Source organism: Streptomyces sp. NPDC040589 (assembly GCF_055594445.1).
The window spans coordinates 252579-273063 of record NZ_JBVIWP010000004.1; the positions used below are offsets into that span (position 1 = coordinate 252579).

Genomic DNA, 20485 nt, shown 5'->3' on the forward strand with positions numbered 1-20485 from the left:
GCAACCGGTTTTCTTGTGCGCGCGCGTCCCACCGGCGGGAACCGGCCGACAGGGGTGGGAACGGCGCTGCCTCGACGGGCGGTTGCTCATTGCGGAGGCGGCGGACTCCCCGTAGAACACCGGCCATGAAGAGACGGATAGTCATGTCCATGCTTGCGGGGGCGACCCTCCTGGCGAGCACCCTCCTCGGAACGGGTCCCGCCCGGGCGGCCGACGTCCCCGCCGAGTTCGGCACCGACTGGCACGACCCGGTCACGGCCGCCCCGCCCGTCGGCAGGCCGGACGGCCCGTCCTGCGAGGTCACCGTCGCCCGGGCGCAGTTCCGCGACTTCACGCCGTACCGGGGCACGTACACCCCGCCCGACGACTGCGGCGACCGCTGGAGCAAGGTCGTGCTGCGGCTCGACGGGAAGGTCAAGGGGCGCCAGTACGACCGGCTCGGCTATCTGCACGTCGGCGGGGTGGAGATCTTCCGTACGTCGACGCCGCAGCCCTCGCCCGACGGCATCGAGTGGTCCGTGGAGAAGGACGTCACGCGCTACGGCGACACCTTCCGCGGCAGCCAGGACGTCGAGATGCTCATCGGCAACGTCGTCGACGACACCTACACGGGCGTCCTCGACGTCAAGGTCACGCTGACGTTCTACCAGGGCCGCCCGGACGGCGAGAGCCCCGACCGGGTCCTCACCCTCGACGACGACTCGGCCCTCACCACGCCGCGCAACAGCGAGCGCATCGTCGCCGAGGTGTACGCCACCGGCTCCGGCGGCGGCTGCGAGGAGTACTGGTACCTCTCGGTGCCCGATCCCGCGCCGTACTCCTGCAAAACCGACCGGGGCCCTTACCGAGAGGTTCAGATCCGCGTGGACGGCCGGCTCGCGGGCATCGCCACGCCGTTCCCGACCGTGTGGACCGGCGGCTGGTCCAACCCGTTCCTCTGGTACGTGATCCCGGGTCCGCGCGCCTTCGACATCAAACCGATCACCTACGACCTCACCCCCTTCGCCGGGCTCCTCAACGACGGCCGGCCGCACCGCGTCGAGGTCTCGGTCGTCGGCGTCCCGGAGGGGCAGGCCGGCTGGAGCACTCCCGTGAACGTCCTCGTCTGGCAGGACGAGGGGCGCGCCCACGTCACCGGGAAGCTCACCGTGCACCGGGAGGGCGACCTCACCGACTCCTCGGACCACACGCCCGGTTCGGAGCACCGGGTGGACACCGAGGGCGCGCACCGGCTGACCGTCGCCGGATACGTGGACACCTCGCACGGCCGCGTCACGACGACCGTAGCCCGCTCGCTCGCCCACACCTCCGAGCACCGCTGGACCGACGGTGAGACGAGCGACGGGCTCGAGGCCATCTGGACCGACGACGAGTGGGTGACCGTCGACGGGCGCGGACCGGCCCGCAGCACCCGCACGCACCGGACCTACACGATGGATGGCACGACCACCCTCGGGGCGGGCGACCGGCTGCGCACCGTGCTGACCCTCGGCGACCGCGCCACGACCGTCGAGTCGCGGGGCGGCCGGCGCACCGCCTGGTCGCGGCTCGACGACTCCTACACGGGCGACGCCACGTACACGGCGAACGTGCCCCGCGACCAGCGGCACGCCGTCGGCACCACGAGCGAGCGCTACCGGCTGCACGGCTCGCACGGCTGCTACGACCGCACGCTGACCTCGGTGCAGGGGGTGCTCACGGGAGACCGCGACCGTTGCTGACGGGAGCGGTGGGGCCCGTGTGACATGCGTCACTTAAGCCACTTTTACGTGTCCGAAACATTGCGGTCTTGTGCGCGATCAAGACAGCCTCCAGAGTGTTCGGTTACGGAAGCAACTTTCCGTATCGCAGAAGTCCCCTCCGGCCTCTGTGTAGCCCGTCCCCCCAAGGAGGCCCCGTGCCACCGTCCGTACCGTCTCTGCCGCGACGTGTCGCACGCACACTGCGTACCTCACTTTTCGCGCAGGTTCTCTGCGCGCTCGTTCTCGGAATCGTCGTCGGAAAGCTGTGGCCGGACACGGCCACGGCTCTCCAGCCGCTCGGCGACGGTTTCACCCGCCTCATCAAGACCGTGATCTCGCCGCTGGTGTTCTGCGTGGTCGTCGTCGGCATCGCCAAGGCCGGTGACCTGAAGGCCTTCGGCCGGATCGGGGTCAAGGCCCTGATCTGGTTCGAGATCGCCTCCACGGTCGCCCTGGTCATCGGTCTCCTCGCCGCCAACCTCGTCGGGCCCGGCAAGGGAATGAACGTCGACCCCTCCTCGCTGGACGCCTCCGCCGTGGAGAAGACGACCGGCGGCGAGCATCTGCCCTCGACGACCGAGTTCCTCCTTCACGCGCTGCCCGAGAGTTTCGTCGGCGCCTTCGCCGACAACGAGTTGCTCCAGGTCCTGATCCTGGCCTGTCTGGTGGGCGCCGCCCTGCTGCACCTCGGGCACACCAAGGTGCCGAAGATCCTGCCCGCGATCGACCAGGCCCAGGAGGTCATCTTCGCGGTCGTCGGCTTCATCATGCGGCTGGCGCCGATCGCGGTGTTCGGCGCGATGGCCCACCTCGTCGGCAACTACGGGCTGGGCGTGATGAAGACGTACGCCAAGCTCATCGTGCTCTGCTATGTGGCGGCGGCGTTGTTCATCGTGCTGCTCGCCGTCGCTCTGCGCCTGGTGACCGGGCTCAGCCTGTGGAAGTTCCTGCGCTACATCCGCGAGGAGATGCTGCTCGCGCTCGGTACCGCGTCCACCGAGGCGGTCATGCCGCGGGTGATGCAGAAGCTGCGGCGGGCCGGCGCCCGCGACGACGCCGTGGGTCTCGTGCTGCCCACGGGCTACTCCTTCAACCTCGACGGCGCCTCGCTCTACCTGTCCATCGGCACGCTGTTCATCGCCCAGGCGGTGGGCGTGGACCTGACCCTCGGCCAGCAGGTCACCGTGGTCCTGGTGCTGATGCTGACCAGCAAGGGCATGGCGGGCATCCCCGGTTCGGCGTTCCTCGCGCTGTCCGCGACCGCCTCTTCCCTGGGTGCGATTCCGGCCGGAGCGGTGGCTCTGCTGCTCGGCGTGGACCGCATCATGGACTCGATGCGCGTCGTCACGAACCTGCTCGGCAACTGCGTCGCCGTGTTCGCGGTGTCCCGTTGGGAGGGCGCCCTGGACACCGACCGGGCGAAGAAGACGCTCGACGGCGACTACGCGGCTCCGCCGGAGGACGACGACCAGGGCGACGGCGACAAGGGCGTCGGCGCCGAAGCCCCGGCGGTCGAGCCGACGGCGGCCGATGCCCCGGCCTCGGGCATCCCCACCCAGAAGCCCAAGGAACCCGCCCCCGAGGTCGGTTGACCCACCCAAGCCGAACGGGCCGCGGCCATCGCTCCAGCAGCACGAGCGGCGGCCGCGGCCCGTTTCGCGAGCCGTGCCCGCTCCAGGCTTCAGCCCCTCGGCACCGGCTCCCGGCCGATCGGCGAGGCATCTGGCACCGTCGTCGGGCCGACGCCCAGCTCATGGGCGAGTCTCTTGGTGCCGTGGGGCCGGCGCCTGGTTGATGGGCTCGACGGCGTCGGGTTGGCTCTCGGTGGATGGGAGGGGTTCTGAGCGCCGCTGGGCTGGAGCCCTCTCGTTCGGTGGGGCTCTCGGTGCCGCTGGGTTGACTCCCGGTGGATGGGAGGGTCTTGAGTGCCGCCGGGCTGGCGCCCACTTGGTCGGTTCGTCGGTGCGGCCCTCGGCGCCGTCGGGTTGGCGCCGGCTACTGGGCTCCGTCACGTCGGCGCCCACTTGGTCGGTGAGGCTCTCGGCACCGCCCGGCCGGCTCCGGAAGGATGGGCGAAGTCCCCAGCGCCGCCGGGCTGGCGCCCACTTGGTCGGTGAGGCTCTCAGCACCGCCCGGCCGACTCCCGCCTGATCGGCGAAGCCCTCAGCGCCGCCGACCCGCCCCCCCGCCTGATCGGCGAAGCCCTCAGCACCGCCGTACCGGCGCCCCGTCGATCAGCGTGTCCAACAGCCCTCCGAGCGCCGCGCGCTGATCATCGGCCAGCGGGGCGAGGATCTCCTCCGCGGCCGATCTGCGCGCCGCCCGCAGCTCGCGCAGCGCGCCGTGCCCGTCGTCCGTTAGCTCGATGCGGATCACTCGCCGGTTCGCCGGGTCCGGGACCCGCCGTACCTTCCCGCTCGCCTCCAGCGCGTCGACCAGCGTCGTCACGGCCCGGGGCACCACCTCCAGGCGTTCGGCCAAATCGGCCATGCGCGGCGGCGAACCCCAGTGCGCGAGGGTGCGCAGCAGCCGGGACTGGGCCGGGGTGATACCGAGGTCGCGCTGCTCCAGATGGTGCTTCTGGATGCGATGGACCCGGCGGGTGAGCCGCAGCAGCTGCTCGGCGAGCAGGCCGTCGGGATCGGGCGTGGTCATACGGGAACAATATCAGGATGCAGTTCATTGTGAGTATAGGTAACAATGAGCTACGATCCGACCCGCCCGGCGCCCGCCGGTGCCGTACCGCTCTCGAAGGAGCCCATGCCTCCCGATCACGAAACCCCCTGGACCCCACCCGACGGCTCGAAGGAACAGCCCCGGCAGGTTCGCCGCATCCTCAGGCTCTTCCGGCCCTACCGTGGCCGCCTCGCGATCGTAGGCCTGCTGGTCGGCGCCGCGTCGCTGGTCTCGGTCGCCACGCCCTTCATGCTGAAGGAGATCCTCGACGTCGCGATCCCCGAAGGGCGCACCGGCCTGCTCAGCCTGCTCGCCCTCGGCATGATCCTCAGCGCCGTCCTCACCAGCGTCTTCGGCGTGCTGCAGACCCTGATCTCGACGACGGTCGGCCAGCGTGTCATGCACGACCTGCGCACCGCCGTCTACGGCCGGCTCCAGCGCATGTCCCTGGCGTTCTTCACGCGCACGCGCACGGGCGAGGTGCAGTCCCGCATCGCCAACGACATCGGCGGCATGCAGGCCACCGTCACCTCCACCGCGACCTCCCTGGTCTCCAACCTGACCAGCGTCGTCGCGACGATCGTCGCGATGGTCGTCCTCGACTGGCGCCTGACCGTCGTCTCGCTGCTGCTGCTGCCGGTGTTCGTGTGGATCAGCCGCCGCGTCGGCAAGGAGCGCCGCAGGATCACCACCCAGCGCCAGAAGCAGATGGCCGCCATGGCCGCCACCGTCACCGAGTCGCTCTCCGTCAGCGGCATCCTGCTCGGCCGCACGATGGGCCGCTCCGACTCGCTGACGAAGTCCTTCGCCGACGAGTCCGAGGAACTCGTCGACCTCGAGGTGCGGTCGAACATGGCCGGCCGCTGGCGCATGGCCGTGATCACGATCGTGATGGCCGCCCTGCCCGCCGTCATCTACTGGACCGCGGGCATGGCCCTCCAACTGGGCGGCCCCCAGGTCTCCATCGGCACGATCGTCGCGTTCGTCTCGCTCCAGCAGGGCCTGTTCCGCCCGGCCGTGAGCCTGCTGTCGACCGGTGTGCAGATCCAGAGCTCGCTCGCCCTCTTCCAGCGCATCTTCGAGTACCTCGACCTGCCCGTCGACATCACCGAGCGCGCGGACCCGGTCCGCCTCGACCGGGTCAAGGGCGAGGTCCGCTTCGACAACGTGTCCTTCGGCTACGACGACAAGGGCGGCCCGGTCCTCGACGCCATCGACCTCACCGTCCCGGCGGGCAGCAGCCTCGCCCTCGTCGGCTCCACGGGCGCAGGCAAGTCCACGCTGGGCTATCTGGTGCCCCGGCTCTACGACGTTACCGGCGGCCGTGTCACCCTCGACGGGGTCGACGTCCGTGACCTCGACTTCGACACCCTGGCGCGCGCGGTCGGCGTCGTCTCGCAGGAGACGTACCTCTTTCACGCCTCGGTCGCCGACAACCTGCGCTTCGCCAGGCCCGACGCCACCGACGAGGAGCTGTACCAGGCGGCGAAGGCGGCGCAGATCCACGACCACATCGCGTCCCTGCCCGACGGCTACGACACCGTCGTCGGCGAGCGCGGCCACCGCTTCTCCGGCGGTGAGAAGCAGCGTCTGGCCATCGCGCGCACGATTCTGCGCGACCCGCCGGTCCTCATCCTCGACGAGGCCACCAGCGCCCTGGACACCCGGACCGAGGCCGCCGTCCAGGAGGCCATCGACGCCCTCTCGGCCGACCGCACCACGCTGACCATCGCCCACCGGCTGTCCACGGTGCGGCGTGCCGACCAGATCGTGGTCCTCGACTCGGGGCGTGCCGTCGAACGCGGCACGCACGAGGAACTCCTGGAGCGGGACGGACGGTACGCGGCGCTCGTACGCCGGGATGCCCAACTGGAACCGACAAGCTGAAGATATGCCAGGTTTGTGACGAAATGCGGGTTACCGTGCCCGCATGCAGACGAACACTCCGCCACGGAGCACCCTGCGACTGACGCGCCGGGGCCGTATCGTCCTCGTCGCGACCGGAGCCGTGCTGGTCGGCACCGCCGTGGCGGTGCCGCTGCTGATTCTGGGGCCCGGGGACGGCGGCGGCCGGACCGCGACCCTGGTGATTCCCGAGGGCTGGCGCGCGAGCCAGGTCTACGCCGCCGTCGACAAGGCCCTCGCCCTGCCCGCCGGCAGCGCGAAGAAGTCCGTCGCGAAGGTCGCCGCGAAACTGCCGGACGACGCCCACGGCAACCCGGAGGGCTACCTCTTCCCGGCGACCTATCCGCTCCCCTGGAAGGCCAAGCCGGAGAAGCTCCTGGCGCGGATGATCGACACCGCGAACGAGAAGTTCAACGGCGCGCCCATCGCCGCGGGGGCCCAGCGCAACGCGATGAACGTCTACCAGGCCGTCACCATCGCGAGCATCGTCCAGGCGGAGGCGGCCACCGCGGCCGACATGGGCAAGGTGGCCCGGGTCGTCTTCAACCGCCTCGAACGCGGTATGCCGCTCCAGATGGACTCCACCGTCAACTACGCGCTGGGCCGCTCCACCCTGCGGACGACGGAGAGCGACACTCGGATCGACAACCCCTACAACACGTACCAGCGCATGGGCCTGCCGCCCACACCCATCGACAACCCGGGCGAGGAGGCGATGCGCGCCGCCGTCACCCCACCCCCGGGCGACTGGCTGTACTTCGTCACGGTCCGGCCGGGCGACACCCGCTTCACCGCGGACTACGCGGAACACCAGCGCAATGTCGCGGAGTTCAACACCCAGAGGACGAGCACGGGCACGGCGGCGGCCCCTCAGGGGCGCGGGGAACTGCGCGACCAACCGTAAGCGGCCCGCAGCCGACGTCACGTCACTGTCACGCCGCGGCCGGCTCCGGCGTCAGCAGTCGCCTGATGTCGCGGACGGCCGCCCGGCCGGCCCGGTTCGCGCCGATCGTGCTGGCCGACGGTCCGTAGCCGACGAGGTGAATCCGCGGGTCGGCGGCCGCGCGCGTGCCCTCGACACGGATGCCGCCGCCCGGCTCCCGCAGCCGCAGCGGGGCGAGGTGGTCGACGGCGGGCCGGAAGCCGGTGGCCCAGAGGATGACGTCGGCGTCGACATGCCGGCCGTCCTTCCAGTCCACCCCGGTGGGGGTGACGCGGTCGAACATCGGCTGCCGGTCGAGCACCCCGTCCTCGATGCCCTGCCGGATCGCTTCGTTGAGCGGCAGCCCGGTGACCGAGACGACGCTCCTGGGCGGCAGCCCCTGCCGTACCCGCTCCTCGACGAGCGCGACCGCCGCCCGGCCCGCGTCCTCGTCGAAGGGCCCCTCACGGAAGACGGGCGGGCGCCGCGTCACCCAGGTGGTGGAGGCGGCGTACGCGGCGATCTCCAGCAGATGCTGAGTGCCCGACGCGCCGCCGCCCACCACGACGACCCGCTGCCCGGCGAACTCCTCGGGCCCGGGGTACCGCGCGGTGTGCAACTGCCGTCCCCGGAAGGTCTCCTGCCCGGGGTAGCGCGGCCAGAACGGCCGGTCCCAGGTGCCGGTCGCGTTGATCAGCGCCCGCGTCGACCACACACCGTCCGAGGTCTCCACGAGCAGTCGCCCGCCGGAACCCTCGCGCACCGCGCGTACGTCGACCGGGCGCCGCACCCGCAGGTCGAAGGTCCGCTCGTAGCGGTCGAAGTAGTCGCTGATCACCTCGGCGGACGGCCGCGCGGGGTCCGCGCCGGTGAGTTCCATCCCCGGCAGCGCGTGCATGCCGTGCACCTTGCCGTACGTCAGCGACGGCCAGCGGAACTGCCAGGCGCCACCGGGCCCGGGGGAGTGGTCCAGCACGACGAAGTCGCGGTCCGGCTCGAAACCGGCTCGCCGCAGGTGAAAGGCGCCGGCCAGACCGGCCTGACCTGCGCCTATGACGACCACCTCGACCTCGCGCGTGTTGTTCACGCTTCTACCAACCGCGCCGAAGGCAGGGATCTTCCCGCACGGTCAGGTCAGGTCAGGTCACGAGCCTTCCGAGGGCCGGGGCGCGGTGGTCGACGGCGGCAGGTCGCCGTTGAACCGGGTGTCGGTGAAGTCGGCGAAGTCGACCTTGCGCGGGATGAGCTTCAACGCCGTGAACGTGTCGGCGATCTCCTGCTCGGAGGCGATCAGCGGCTTGTCGACCGCGACCTCGACCCGGGTGGTGTAGGTGCGCTTCACCGCCGCCAGTGCCACGTCCTCGGGGAGCCCGGTGTCCTTCGCCCAGACCTTCGCCCACTCCTCCTCGTGGTCGTACACCCAGGTGTAGGCGCGCCGCAGCCGCTCCAGGTAGTCCTTGACGGCGGCGGCCTTCTTCTTGTCCTTCAGCGCGTCCGGTGCCGCGACCTGGAAGGTGAGCCCATTGGTCACGCCGTCGCCGTCGGTCAGCACCCGCCCCTGCTTGGCCTTCAGCACCTGCGAGGTGTACGGGTCCCATACCGCCCACGCGTCGACCTTGCCGGCGGTGAACGCGGCGAGCGCGTCGGCCGGCTGGAGGTACTTGACCTTGACGTCGCTCAGCTTCAGCCCGACCTTCCTCAGTGACGCGACCAGCTGGTAGTTCGCGGAGGACCCCTGGGCGACGGCGACCGACTTGCCCTTGAGCTGCGCGGGGTTCTTCAGGGACGAGTCGTTCGGGACGAGGACGGTGTCGCCCTTGGAGGTGCCGTGCCACGCGGCGACGACCTTGATCTTCGAACCCGCCCCGGCCGCGAACACCGGCGGGGTGTTGCCCACTCCGCCGATGTCGACGGCCTTGGCGTTGACGGCCTCCAGCAGGGGCGGGCCGGAGGTGAACGTCGACCACTTGATCTTGTAGTCGAGGTTCTCCAGCTCCCCGGCGGCCCGCAGGATGGCCTCCGAACCACCCTTCTGGTCACCGACGTTGATCGTGACGTCGCCCTGGCCGTCGGTGCCGCCGTCCGACGTACCGGCGGCCGAGTTCCCGCCGCAGGCGGTGAGCAGAAGGGCGAGAGGCAGGAGCAGGGCGGCGGGGACGAGGTGTCGTCGCATGGCGGTTCCGTTCGTGTGGGTCGTACGTGGCGTACGTGTCGTGCGTGAAGTTCGCTGGGTGGGTCAGGCGGCTTCGGCGGCCGTCGCCTCGACGCCCAGGCGTTCGAGGAGTTCGGCGCGCAGCGCGGCGAAGCGCGGGTCGGCGATGTCGCGGGGACGGTCGAGGTCGATGTGCTGCTCATGGGCGATGACGCCGTTGTCCATCACCAGGACGCGGTCGGCGAGCAGCACGGCCTCCTCCACGTCGTGGGTGACGAGGAGCACCGCGCACCCCCTGCGCTGCCACAACTCGCCCACGAGCCGCTGGGCCTTGATGCGGGTGAGCGCGTCGAGCGCGCCGAACGGCTCGTCGAGCAGCAGCAGATCCGGCTCGCGCACCAACGCCCGTGCCAGGGAAGCGCGTTGGGCCTCACCGCCGGAGAGGGTTTTGGGCCAGGTGTCCGAGCGGTGGCTGAGGCCGACCTCGTCGAGGGCCTGCTCGGCGACGGCCCGCTCGGGCTTGCCCGGCAGGCCGAGCAGGATGTTGCGCCACACCTTCTTCCACGGCATCAGCCGCGGTGCCTGGAAGGCGACCGCCTTGCGGCGCGGCACCAGGACGCTGCCCTCGATGTCGCGGTCGAGCCCGGCGAGAATGCGCAGCAGCGTCGACTTGCCGCAGCCGCTGCGGCCGAGCAGGGCCACGAACTCGCCCGGCCTGACGTCCAGTCGCAGGTCGTCGATGACGGCACGGCCGTCGAAGGAGCGGGTGAGCCCGTCGACGTGGACCGCCTGGGGGGTCACCGGCCGGTGAACGTCGGTCGCCATTGCAGCAGCAGCCTTTCGAGGGAGCGGACGATGAAGTCGGCGAGCAGGCCGAGGAAGGCGTAGACGACCAGGCAGACCACGATCACGTCGGTCCGCAGGAAGTCCCGCGCCTGCACCATGAGGAATCCGATGCCGGAGTCGGCGTTGACCTGCTCGGCGAAGACCAGCGCGAGCCAGGCGATGCCGAGCGAGTAGCGCAGGCCGGTCATAGCGCTCGGCAGCGCGCCGGGCAGCACGACATGCCGTACGAGGCCCCACCGCGACAGTCCGAGGGACTCCCCGGCCTCGATCAACTGGGAGTCCACGCCACGGATCCCGGCGTAGACGTTGAGGTAGAGCGGGAAGGTCACGCCGAGCGTGATGATGGCGACCTTGGGGGCCTCGCCGATGCCGAACCAGATGATGAACAGCGGGATGAGCCCCACGAACGGCACGGTCCGCAGCATCTGCAAGGGCGCGTCCACCAGGTCCTCGCCGATCCGGAACAGGCCCGAGAGCAGGGCGAGTCCGGTGCCGACGACCAGGCCGAACAGCAGCCCGACCGCGACCCGCTGGAGCGAGGTGCCCATGGCCGCGGGCAGCGAACCGTCGGCGACCATGTCCCCGCCGACCTGGGCGATCCGGCCGGGCGAGGCGAGCACGTCCGGCGGCAACGAGCCCGTGCTGCTCAGGAGTTGCCACAACACCAGCAGCAGGACCGGGCCGGTGGTGCGGCGCAGCCAGCGGGGGACGCGGGTGCGGCGGGAGGAGGTGGGGACGAGGGGCTGGAGGTCGAGATCAGAAGCTGATTCAGGCGAAATATCGGGTACCGATGACCTCGGCGGGGCATGGCTGATGCTCATGAAGAGGCTCCACAGGGGGAGAGCGAGGGCCGTTGACGGCACGCCTCGTCATCACCGCGCCCACGGGATCAGGGGAGATCGGCGGGCAGGCGCGACGAAGGCGAGGTGAGCGGAGAAGAGGGAGAGGAGAGGGCGTCAGCAGCCGCGGCGACACGCGGCGGAGGCCACCCGCAGCAGGTCGATGTGACCGCGCGTGGTGAGCAGGGCTGAACGCAACATGCGGCTGAACCTAGCCAGGTGGCATGCGCACGGTCAACGGCGTCTCGTCCAGTGGACGCCGGTATCGCCACTCGGTCCGGGGTGACGGGGTGCGGCCCCGCCTGTGCGTCAGGATGGGGGCATGTCAGATGTCTTCACCACCCGAGTTCTGAACATCACCTCCGGGTCCACGGAGAGGGTCGTCGACATCACCGGCGACTGCGCGTCCTTCCTGCGCGAGGCGGCCCCCGGCCGCGACGGCCTCCTCAATGTCTTCGTCCCGCACGCGACAGCCGGGATCGCCGTTCTCGAGACCGGCGCCGGCAGCGACGACGACCTCCTGGCCGCGCTGCACACGCTGCTGCCCGCCGACGACCGCTGGCAGCACCGGCACGGCAGTCCCGGCCACGGACGCGACCACGTCCTGCCCGCCCTCGTCCCGCCCCACGCGACCCTTCCGGTGCTGGACGGCCGGCTGGAGCTCGGCACGTGGCAGTCGGTCTGCCTGGTGGACACGAACAAGGACAACCCGGAGCGGACGGTGCGCTTGAGTTTCCTGGGCTAGGTGCGGCATGCCCTGATTCCCGGGCCGGATGCCGCCCGCCCTGACGGGTCAAGCGAATCGTGACTCATGCCCGCAATGCCCGTATCCTCATCAATGCACGATTCTTTCCGATGAGCGGATTCATCGCAGGCGCAGGTGAGGCGAAGCGTGGTTCGGTCCGGCGAGGAACCCAAGCCGGCGGGGCGTGCGACTGACGGCACGGGGCCCGCCCTTCCTCGCGAGCGGTTTCTCCAGGGCGAGTCCGTCGAGGCGGGCGTACGGACGTCCATCCTGAACTCGTGGCAGCGCTGCCGGTCCCTGGGGCTGTCGCCGGACGAGTCCGACCTCCCCTACCGGGAGGACTTCGACCCGGGGGGCCGAATCGTCCGCGCGGCCGTTCCCGTGCTGGACCGGCTGCAGTCCACCTTCTCCGGCAGCAAGGTCAACATCTCGGTCGCGGACGGGAACGGGACGGTCCTGCTGCGCCGCTTCGGGGATCCGGCGATGGCCAGGGACCTGCCGGCGATCCAGCGGGTCCCCGGGTTCGTGTTCGCCGAGCAGGTCGCCGGCACGAACGGCATCGGTCTGGCCCTCGCGGAGCGGCAGCTCATCCGCGTCCACGGCGCCGAGCACTTCGCGGAACGCGCCCAGCAGAGCGCCTGCGTCGCGCTTCCCGTCCGTGATCCGCTCAGCGGGCGCATCGAGGGCGTCCTCTGCTTCGGCTACCCGCGCGGTTTCGACCGCCCCGCGCTGGCCGCGACGATCCGCCGGGCGGCCGAGATCATCGAGCGGCGGCTGCTGGGGCAGAGCTCCGCGCACGAGCGCGCACTGCTGCGGGCGTATCTGGCGGCCGGGGCCGGAGCCGGGGCCGTCGGCTTGCGCGGCGGCCCCGCGACGGGTGCGCCGGTGCGCGACTTCCACCCTCGTGACCAGGCGATCCTGCGGGAGAAGGCCGCCGAGCTGATCTCCCGTGCACAGCGGGCCGCCGTCGACGTGACCCTGCCCGACGGCCGGCGGGTGACACTCGTGAGCCGCCCGATGACCAGTGCGTCCGGGGTGCAGGGCGTCGCCATCGAGGCAGTGCCGCACGACTCCTCGGCGAGCGGGTCCCTCCTCCTCCCGCAGCGGGTCGACGAGCTGACGGGCCTTGCCGCCCTCCCGGCCGCCCCGCTGCCCGCCCGGCCCTCGATCACCCTCCCGTCCGGCCACCCCGCCGTCGTGCCCGGCCCGGTCCTCGCGGCCGACGGCGGCCGGGGAGCCGGGAAGTCCGGCGAGGCCGTCACCGCCGACGGCGATCGGGGCGCCGCCGGCCTCGGGGAGACCGTCACGGCCGGACCCGGCCGGACCGTCACGGGCGGGCCGGGCGACGCCGTCGCGGCTGACGGTGATCGGGGAACCGCCGGACCCGGCGGGACCGTCACGGGCGGGCCGGGCGACGCCGTCGCGGCTGACGGTGATCGGGGAACCGCCGGACCCGGCGGGACCGTCACGGGTGGATCGGGCCACGCCGCCGCGGCCCACGGGGGTCGCGACGCCGGGGTCGACGGCAGTCGCGACGCCGGGGCCGAAGAGGGCCGCGACGCCGGGGACGATCGCGCCGAGGCCCCCTTCCCGGCCCGAGGGCTCGTGATGCTGGGGGAGCCGCACGTCGGGGCCTACGCCCTGGCCGCGCGCCGGCGCCTGGAACTGCTGTCCGAGGCCAGCGCCCGCATCGGCACCACCCTGGACGTGCGCCGCACCGCCGAGGAACTGGCCGAGACGGCGGTCCCGCGACTGGCCGACTTCGTCACCATCGACCTGCCCGACGCCGTCCTGCGCGGCGAGGAGTCCGCCGACCCCCTCACCGACCTGCGCCGCACGGTGCTGTACGGCGTACGCGAGGGCCTGCCCTTCACCTCGCCCGGCAAGCGCGTCGACTTCGGTCCGACCTCGCCCCAGCTGCGCTGCCTGAACAGTGGCGAGGCGGTGCTGGAACCGGATCTTAAGGCCGCCGCGGGATGGCTCGCCCAGGACCCCGAGCACACCGCGCGCCTGCTGGCCCACGTCCACTCCCTCATCGCGGTGCCCCTGCTCGCCCGCGGTGTCCTCCTGGGCATCGCCAGTTTCTACCGCGCCGGGAGCTCCTTCGGCGACGACGACTGTTCGCTGGCCCAGGAACTCGCCACCCGCGCCGCCCTGTCCATCGACAACGCCCGGCGCTACACCCATGAACGCACCATGGTCCTGGCCCTCCAGCGCCGCCTCCTCCCGCACGGTCTGCCCGACCAGGACGCCGTCGAGGTCGCCCACCGCTATCTGCCCGCCGAGTCCGACGTGGGCGGAGACTGGTACGACGTCATCCCCCTCTCCGGTGCCCGCGTCGGACTCCTCGTGGGCGACGTCGTCGGCCACGGCATGCTCTCCGCGGCCACCATGGGCCGGCTGCGCACCGCCGCGCGCAGCTTCGCCGAGCTGGACTTCCCCCCGGACGAGGTCCTCGTCCACCTCGACAACCTCGTGGGGCGCCTGGACCGGGAGGACCCCGACGGCAAGGGCGCCGGCGTCATCGGCGCGACCTGCCTCTACGCCGTCTACGACCCCACCTCGCAGCGGTGTCTGATGGCCCGCGCCGGGCACCCGCCGCCCGCGCTCGTCCACCCCGACGGCACCGTGTCCTACCCCGACCTCCCGGCCGGACCCCCGCTCGGACTCGGCGGCCTGCCCTTCGACGCCGTCGAGGTCGACCTCCCCGCGGGCAGTCAGCTGGTCCTCTACACCGACGGCCTCATCGAGGACCGCGACCGTGACGTCGACGTGGTCCTGGAGCAGCTGCGTACGGCCCTGGCCCACCCGGAGCGCGCACCCGAGGACACCTGCCAGGCGGTCCTCGACACCGTGGCGCCCGCGCACCCGCACGACGACATCGCCCTGCTCGTGGCCCGCGTCCACGCCCTGGACGCCGACCGGATCGCCACCTGGGAGCTTCCGGCCGACCCGGCACTCGTCGGGGAGGTGCGCGCGGACGCGACGAGGCGACTGACCGAGTGGGGGCTCGAGGAGACCGCGTTCGTCGCGGAGCTGATCCTCAGCGAGCTGATCACCAATGCCATCCGGCACGGCGCCGGGCCCATCCGGGTTCGGCTGCTCTACGGCCACGCCCTGATCTGCGAGGTCTCCGACGCCAGCAACACCGCTCCGCATCTGCGCCGGGCGGCCGGCACCGACGAGGGGGGACGCGGACTGTTCCTCGTCGCGCAGCTCTCGCAGAGCTGGGGCACGCGCTACCTCCCGGAGGGCAAGGTCATCTGGGCCGAATGCGGGCTCGACGCCGCGTGACGCTTCCGCGGCCATTGAGCCGCAGAGCCCCGTTGGAGCCCCAGCACCCCGTGAAATGCCCGAAATGCTGTAATTTGATCGAGTGCGCGACGCTCCCGACATGCCGGCGAAGGCGGCTTCGCCCTTCGGCCCGGAGCCCTTGGTCCGTATCCGCGGGCTCAGCAAGCGGTTCGGCGGGACCGTCGCGCTGGCCGGGGTCGACCTCGATGTGTACGCGGGCAGTGTGCTCGCCTTCCTCGGTCCCAACGGGGCCGGAAAGTCCACGCTCATCAAGGTGCTCGCCGGAGTCCATCACGCCGACGCGGGGCAGATCACGGTGGACGGGCAGCCCCTCGGCAGTCCCACCGCCTCCCGCGACATGTCCTTCATCCACCAGGACCTCGGTCTCGTGGAGTGGATGACGGTTGCCGAGAACATCGCCCTGACCACCGGGTACGGGCGCCGGACCGGGCTGATCTCCTGGCGCCGCACCCGTGCGCGCTGCGTCGACGCCCTGCGCGTCGTCGCCGCCCACCTCGACCCCGACGCCCCGGTCTCCGGGCTCGCACCGGCCGACCGCTCGCTGGTCGCCATCGCCAGGGCCCTGGCGGCCCGCGCGAAGCTCATCGTCCTCGACGAGCCCACCGCCCGCCTGCCCGCCACGGACAGCGCCCGGCTCTTCCACGTCCTGCACGACCTGCGCGACCGCGGCCACGCCGTCCTCTACGTCAGCCACCGCCTGGACGAGGTCTACCAGGTCGCCGACACCTTCGCCGTCCTGCGCGACGGCCACCTCGTCAGCCACGGCAGCCTGACGGACCACGGCCCCGCCCGCCTGGTCCAGGACATCGTCGGCGAGGAGAAACCCCTCGCCACCCGCCCCGCCGGAGGACCTCCGGCCCCGCCCCCGGCGGCAGGCACACCTCCCGTCCTGACCCTCGACTCCGTACGCACCCCCCTGGCCGGACCCGTCAGTCTGGAACTCGCGGGCGGGGAGGTGCTCGGGCTGGTTGGGCTCTCCGACGCCGGGCACATGGACCTCGGCCGGGCCCTCGCCGGCGCCCGGCCGATCCTGGACGGGCGGGCCGTGCTGTACGGGCGGTCGTATCGCCCCCGTACGGTCGCCGAGGCCGTCGGTCTCGGTGTGGGGTTCGTGCCGGGGGACCGGCTGCGGGAGAGCTGCCTCGCCGAGTTGACCGTGCGGGAGAACCTCCTGGCCAACCCGCGCGCGGGCGGCGTGCCGGCGCCGCGCTGGATCGGCCCCCGGCGCGAACGCGCCACGGCCGCCGCTCTGATCGAACGGTTCTCGGTGCGCCCCCGCGACAGCGAGACCCCCGTCGCCACCCTCTCCGGCGGCAACCAGCAGAAGGTGGTGATCGGCCGCTGGCTGCGCACGGACCTGCGGCTGCTGATCCTCGAGGAGCCGACCGCGAGCGTGGACATCGGCGCCAAGGCCGCCATCCACCGCCTGCTCGACGAGGCCCTGGAGGCAGGCCTGGCGGTCCTGCTGCTGTCCACCGACTTCGAGGAGGTCGCGAGCGTGTGCCGGCGCACCCTGGTCTTCGTCCGCGGGGCGGTGACGGCCGAACTCAGCGGCAGGGCGCTCACCGTCGCCGGGCTCACCCGGGCAGCCTCGGCCATGCCCCCGTCCACCACCACGACGAACCCATGAAGAGCCCCCGAACCCGACCGCGCAGACCGGGCGGGCACCACATCGGCGCCTACGGCCTGCTCGCCCTCACCGCCGTGCTCTACCTGGTCTTCTCCCTCGCCCTGCCGGACACCTTCCCCACGCTGGACACCGTCGACTCGATCCTGTCCAACCAGTCGATCCCCGCCGTCCTCGCGCTCGCCGCCATGGTCCCCATCGTCACCGGCGCGTTCGACCTGTCCATCGGCTACGGCCTCGGCCTGGCCCACGTGATGGTGCTGCAGCTCATCGTCAACGAGTCCTGGCCCTGGCCGCTCGCCTGCCTCACGGTGATCGCCGGAGGCCTGGTCGTGGGCGTCCTCAACGGCGTCATCGTCGAGTTCGGCCGTATCGACTCCTTCATCGCCACCCTGGGAACCGGCAGCATGCTGTACGCCGTGACCGGCTGGATCACCGACGGCAGCCGGATCGTCCCGGGTCCGCAGGGCCTCCCGCCCGCGTTCACCGACCTCTACGACTCCACGTTCCTCGGCCTCCCGGTGCCGGCCTTCTACGTGCTCGCCCTCGCGGGGGTCCTCTGGCTGGTGCTGGAACGGCTGCCGCTCGGCCGGTACCTGTACGTCGTCGGGTCGAACCCGCGGGCGGCCGACCTGGTCGGCATCCCGACCCGCAAGTACACCGTCTACGCGTTCGCAGCCTCGGGGCTGATCGTCGGCTTCGCCGGTGTGCTGCTCGCGTCCCAGCAGCAGATCGGCAACCCGAGCGTCGGCCTCGACTATCTGCTGCCCGCCTTCGTCGGCGCCCTCCTCGGCTCCACGGCGATCAAGCCGGGCCGGCCCAACGCCCTCGGCACCGTCGTCGCCGTCGCCGTCCTCGCCGTCGGGCTCACCGGCATCGCCCAGCTCGGGGCCGACTTCTGGACGGTCCCGCTGTTCCACGGCGGCACCCTGCTCATCGCCGTGGGCCTGGCCGGATACGCCGCCCGGCGCAGGCTGCGCGGCGGGGCCGCGGCCCGCGACTCGCCCGCTGCGCCGCCCCCGCCGCCGTCCTCCCCGACGCCCGGGACCGGAACGGCGGGCACACCCCCCTGACCCCCGGCACGTCCCGCCGCGTCGATCCCCTCACAGGAGCTTCCGTGCACCGCAACCACAAGCCCGCCCCCGCGGCCCGCACCGCGCGGCTCGCCTCCTGCGCCCTGCTGGCGACGGCGGCCGCCCTCGTCGGCTGCGAACGCGGTTCGTCGGACGGCGCGGACGAGACCGCGACGGGCCCGAGCGGCTGCCCCGCCGTGAACGCCAGGGCCCAGGCCGCCGTCACCCGCGCCGAGCGGACCGACATCCCCTGGGGCGGGCCCACCGACGGCCCCGCGGCGGTGTCCGGCAAGACGATCGTCTACGTCGCCCAGACCATGACCAATCCCGGCGTCGCGGGCGCCGCGAAGGGCGTGCGGGAAGCCGCGCGGGTCATCGGATGGGACGTCCGGGTGATCGACGGCGGAGGCACCCCGGCCGGTATCCAGGCGGCCATGAGCGAGGCCGTGGCCCTGAGGCCCGCGGGCATAGTCATCGGCGGGTTCGACCCCGACTCCACGGCACAGCAGGCCGCGCGGGCCAACGCCCAGGGCATCCCGCTCATCGGCTGGCACGCGGTCCCCGAGCCCGGCCCCAGCCGCCGGCCCGACCTCTTCACCAACGTCACCACCCGGGTCCAGGACGTGGCCCGCATCAGCGCGCAGTGGATCATCTCCGACTCGGACGGCCGAGCCGGGGTCGTGGTCATCACCGACGCCTCGATCCCCTTCGCCAGGAACAAGTCCGACCTGATCCGGAAGGAACTCGCCGCCTGCTCCGGCGTGCGGCTGCTCTCGGTCGAGAACATCCCGATCCCCGACGCGAGCAGCCGCACCCCGCGGGAGATCTCCTCCCTGCTCTCCCGGTTCCAGGACCGCTGGACCCACTCCGTCGCCATCAACGACCTGTACTTCGCCGACGCCGCCCCCGCCTTCCGCGCGGCCGGCGAGAAGGGCTCGGGACCGCCCTTCAACATCGGCGCCGGCGACGGCGACCCGTCCGCCTTCCAGCGCATCAACAGCGAGCAGTACCAGGCCGCCACCGTGCCCGAGCCGCTCACCCTCCAGGGCTGGCAGATCGTCGACGAGTTCAACCGCGCCTTCGCGGACCGCCCGGCCAGCGGGTACACGGCCCCCATCCACATCGCCACCGCCGGCAACAGCGAGGGCGCCTCGACCTGGGACCCGTCGGGCTATCAGGAGGCGTACCGGAAGATCTGGGGGAAGTGACGGCCGGTCAGGGTGCCGATCCCTTCACGGAACATGCACGGAACCTCGGAATCCCTTTAACTTTCAAGGGCTAGTCTCACCGTCAGTCGAGTGGCCGCCGGGGGTCGATCCGAGCGGGGCCCGTCCGCGGCGGCACTCGCCCCCCCACCAGGCACAGGAGACTCGGTGTGTACGACGGCGACGTAGTGGTGATCGGCGGGGGCTACGCCGGTGTCCGGCTGGCGAAGCGGCTGGACGGTCTCGCCCGGGTCACGCTCGTGGACCGCAAAGAGGTCTTCTTCCACCGCGTCGCCTCCCTGCGTGCAGGCATCCGCCCCGAGTGGACCCACACCCCCTTCATCCCGTACGACCGGCTGCTCGGCAACGGCCGGGTGGTCGCGGGCAAGTGTGTCCGCATCGACACCGCCGAGCGGCAGGTCGTTCTCGCCACCGGCGAGCGGCTGCCCTACGACGTGGTCGTGATCGCCACCGGCGCCGACTACCCCGAGCCGGCCCGCTTCTCGGGCACCACCACCGAGGAGGCGGCCAAGTCCTTCGCCGAACACCAGCGCAACGTCGCCACGGCCGAACACGTCCTCGTCGTCGGCGGCGGCCCCGGGGGTGTCGAACTCAGCGCCGAGATCCGCCTCGCCCGCCCCGACGCCCGGGTCACGCTCGCCCACTCCGGGCCGGCGCTGCTCGACTCCACGGGCAGCACCCGGCCGGGACGCAAGGCACTGGCCTGGCTGGAGTCCCACGATGTCGAGGTACGGCTCGACGCCTTCATGTCCCCCGGAAACGACTTCGGCACCTACCGCGACGCCCGCGGCGACATCATCGATGCCGACCTGTCCTTCTGGGCGACCGGAACCACCCCCAACACCCTCTGGCTCCGCCTGGCCGGACACGGCGACTGGCTCAACAGGGACGGACACGTCAAGGTCGACCGGACACTGCGCGTCGAGGGGAAGCTCGACGTGTTCGCCGTCGGCGACGTGAACGACGTCAGCGAACTCAAGATCACCCCCGCCGCCCTCGCCCAGGCGGACATCGCCGCCCACAACATCCGCGCCTACCTGCAGAGTTCCGGCAAGCATCGCAAGGAACCGCGCTTCTACCGGCCGATCCAGCGCACCCCCCTCATCGTGCCGTTCGGCCCGGCCGACGGACTGACCGTGCTGCCCGTACCCGGCGGCGAGTCCGCCGTCCTCGGCAGCCGCACCACCACCCTGGCCAAGGCGAAGACGCTCATGACGCCCTACATGCGCCGTCAACTCGGCTACACGGCCGCCTGATCCACGGCCCGCCCCGCCGCCCCCGTCACTCCACCCCGTCACTCCACCCCGTCACCCCACCCCCGTCGTTACCCACGAGTTCGTACTGGGGTAGGGTCCCCACCGTTTCCGGCTACCGGCTGATGGTGTGCCGGTACGGGGCGTGTCGGAGGGGTGGCAAG

General features: G+C 71.9%; 16 protein-coding genes. 10 read left to right on the forward strand and 6 right to left on the reverse strand.

Annotated features, from left to right (window positions below; translation table 11 throughout):
- Positions 1-125: 125 nt before the first annotated feature.
- Both ACZ58V_RS19085 and ACZ58V_RS19090 read left to right on the forward strand, forming a co-directional pair.
- Entirely contained in the window at positions 126-1721 is a 1596-nt protein-coding gene (locus ACZ58V_RS19085; protein ID WP_471290961.1) for a peptide-N4-asparagine amidase, read from the forward strand.
- Positions 1722-1897: 176 nt separating this feature from the next.
- Positions 1898-3334 (forward strand): cation:dicarboxylate symporter family transporter, encoded by a 1437-nt coding sequence (locus ACZ58V_RS19090; RefSeq protein ID WP_468188731.1) that lies wholly within the window; start codon positions 1898-1900, stop codon positions 3332-3334.
- Between the two features lie 613 nt (positions 3335-3947).
- Here the strand turns inward: ACZ58V_RS19090 and ACZ58V_RS19095 are convergent.
- Positions 3948-4397, reverse strand: coding sequence for a MarR family winged helix-turn-helix transcriptional regulator (locus tag ACZ58V_RS19095; protein WP_468188733.1), 450 nt, complete (start codon positions 4395-4397; stop codon positions 3948-3950).
- 105 nt (positions 4398-4502) lie between these two features.
- Here ACZ58V_RS19095 and ACZ58V_RS19100 point away from each other — a divergent pair, with 105 nt between their 5' ends.
- Both ACZ58V_RS19100 and mltG read left to right on the forward strand, forming a co-directional pair.
- The gene (locus tag ACZ58V_RS19100) at positions 4503-6305 is read left to right on the forward strand and encodes an ABC transporter ATP-binding protein (RefSeq protein WP_468188736.1); all 1803 of its coding nucleotides are present in this window, start codon (positions 4503-4505) and stop codon (positions 6303-6305) included.
- A 43-nt stretch (positions 6306-6348) separates the two neighbouring features.
- Positions 6349-7227, forward strand: a complete 879-nt coding sequence (gene mltG, locus ACZ58V_RS19105; RefSeq protein ID WP_468188738.1) for an endolytic transglycosylase MltG — start codon at positions 6349-6351, stop codon at positions 7225-7227.
- Positions 7228-7255: 28 nt separating this feature from the next.
- Here the strand turns inward: mltG and ACZ58V_RS19110 are convergent, their stop codons facing one another.
- The 5 genes from ACZ58V_RS19110 to ACZ58V_RS19130 form a co-directional block, all read right to left on the reverse strand.
- Positions 7256-8332: an NAD(P)-binding domain-containing protein gene (locus ACZ58V_RS19110; protein ID WP_471290964.1), complete on the reverse strand. Its 1077-nt coding sequence runs from the start codon at positions 8330-8332 to the stop codon at positions 7256-7258.
- A gap of 57 nt (positions 8333-8389) precedes the next feature.
- A complete protein-coding gene (locus ACZ58V_RS19115; RefSeq protein ID WP_468188742.1) occupies positions 8390-9418 on the reverse strand; it encodes an ABC transporter substrate-binding protein in 1029 nt (342 codons plus the stop codon).
- 63 nt (positions 9419-9481) lie between these two features.
- The gene (locus tag ACZ58V_RS19120; protein WP_471290967.1) at positions 9482-10222 is read right to left on the reverse strand and encodes an ABC transporter ATP-binding protein; all 741 of its coding nucleotides are present in this window, start codon (positions 10220-10222) and stop codon (positions 9482-9484) included.
- Positions 10195-11064 carry an ABC transporter permease gene (locus tag ACZ58V_RS19125; protein ID WP_468188747.1) on the reverse strand — a complete coding sequence of 290 codons (870 nt, stop codon included), beginning with the start codon at positions 11062-11064 and terminating at the stop codon, positions 10195-10197. Before ACZ58V_RS19125 ends, ACZ58V_RS19120 begins: the two co-directional genes overlap by 28 nt.
- Before the next feature lie 135 nt (positions 11065-11199).
- Positions 11200-11283: a putative leader peptide gene (locus tag ACZ58V_RS19130; RefSeq protein ID WP_349817350.1), complete on the reverse strand. Its 84-nt coding sequence runs from the start codon at positions 11281-11283 to the stop codon at positions 11200-11202.
- A gap of 121 nt (positions 11284-11404) precedes the next feature.
- Here ACZ58V_RS19130 and ACZ58V_RS19135 point away from each other — a divergent pair, with 121 nt between their 5' ends.
- The 6 genes from ACZ58V_RS19135 (at position 11405) to ACZ58V_RS19160 (ending at position 20324) form a co-directional block, all read left to right on the forward strand.
- A complete protein-coding gene (locus ACZ58V_RS19135) occupies positions 11405-11827 on the forward strand; it encodes a YjbQ family protein (RefSeq protein ID WP_468188749.1) in 423 nt (140 codons plus the stop codon).
- Positions 11828-11974: 147 nt separating this feature from the next.
- A complete protein-coding gene (locus ACZ58V_RS19140; RefSeq protein ID WP_471290969.1) occupies positions 11975-15121 on the forward strand; it encodes an ATP-binding SpoIIE family protein phosphatase in 3147 nt (1048 codons plus the stop codon).
- Positions 15122-15221: 100 nt separating this feature from the next.
- Entirely contained in the window at positions 15222-16772 is a 1551-nt protein-coding gene (locus ACZ58V_RS19145; protein ID WP_471290971.1) for a sugar ABC transporter ATP-binding protein, read from the forward strand.
- Positions 16769-17842, forward strand: coding sequence for an ABC transporter permease (locus ACZ58V_RS19150; RefSeq protein WP_468188755.1), 1074 nt, complete (start codon positions 16769-16771; stop codon positions 17840-17842). The genes ACZ58V_RS19145 and ACZ58V_RS19150 overlap by 4 nt, the downstream gene beginning before the upstream one ends.
- 44 nt (positions 17843-17886) lie before the next feature.
- The gene (locus ACZ58V_RS19155; protein WP_468188758.1) at positions 17887-19050 is read left to right on the forward strand and encodes a substrate-binding domain-containing protein; all 1164 of its coding nucleotides are present in this window, start codon (positions 17887-17889) and stop codon (positions 19048-19050) included.
- Between the two features lie 167 nt (positions 19051-19217).
- On the forward strand, positions 19218-20324 hold the full coding sequence (locus ACZ58V_RS19160; RefSeq protein WP_468188760.1) for an NAD(P)/FAD-dependent oxidoreductase: 1107 nt from the start codon (positions 19218-19220) through the stop codon (positions 20322-20324).
- The last annotated feature ends 161 nt before the right edge of the window (positions 20325-20485 follow it).